Source organism: Mesorhizobium sp. M7A.F.Ca.US.007.01.2.1 (genome assembly GCF_003998165.1).
Taxonomy (GTDB): domain Bacteria; phylum Pseudomonadota; class Alphaproteobacteria; order Rhizobiales; family Rhizobiaceae; genus Mesorhizobium; species Mesorhizobium ciceri.
Window position 1 is genome coordinate 1 of the sequence record NZ_RZQP01000541.1, and the last position, 419, is coordinate 419.

1 protein-coding gene is annotated in these 419 nt (G+C 67.5%); it reads left to right on the forward strand.

From position 1 onward, the window contains the following. On the forward strand, positions 1–419 hold a 419-nt coding region (locus EN949_RS35685; RefSeq protein WP_127372004.1), incomplete at both ends, for an aldehyde dehydrogenase family protein.

Sequence of the window (419 nt, forward strand, 5' to 3'; positions counted from 1 at the left end):
CCCTTCAGGAACTTCATCGACGGCCGCTTCGACGAACCGTCCGCTACTTTCGACAGCGTCGACCCGTCGACCGGGGCGGCCTGGGCCAGGATGCCGGCGGCGAGCGAAGCCGATGTCGACCGCGCCGTCGAGGCGGCGCACCGCGCCCTGCGTTCCGGCCCATGGCGTAGGATGACCGCGACGGCGCGTGGAAAGCTGCTGGTCAAGCTGGGCGACCTCGTCGCCGCCAATGCTGGGCGACTTGCCGAGCTCGAGACCCGCGATACAGGCAAGATCATCCGCGAGACCCGCGCCCAGATCGCCTATGTCGGCGACTACTACCGCTATTATGGCGGGCTTGCCGACAAGCACGAAGGCGCGCATGTGCCGATCGACAAGCCGGATCTCGACGTCACCATCCGCCGCGAACCGATCGGTGT